Annotated in this window: 1 protein-coding gene; it reads right to left on the reverse strand. The window is 26.3% G+C overall.

Translation table 11 applies throughout. The features are described 5' to 3' along the window. Positions 1-182, reverse strand: a 182-nt coding sequence (locus tag LUA84_RS03475) for a glutamate--tRNA ligase family protein (protein WP_457913383.1), incomplete at its 3' end; no start/stop codon positions are given. Positions 183-223: the final 41 nt, after the last annotated feature.

Consider the following 223-nt stretch of genomic DNA (forward strand, 5'->3'; position numbering starts at 1 on the left):
TATTCTGTAGCAATTCCTTCTGCTCTATATTTTGATATTATTTCTTTTGGAGAAAGATCTACATATGCAAATCCCTTTTCAATTAATTCCTTTATATATTTATAATATATATCTAATCTTTCAGATTGTCTATANNNTTCATCTACTTTATCANTTATTAACCATTCAACATCCTCCTTTATTGATTCATATACATTTGGNNCAGGTTTCTTAACCTTTGGAT

This window comes from Candidatus Nanopusillus massiliensis, from assembly GCF_920984865.1.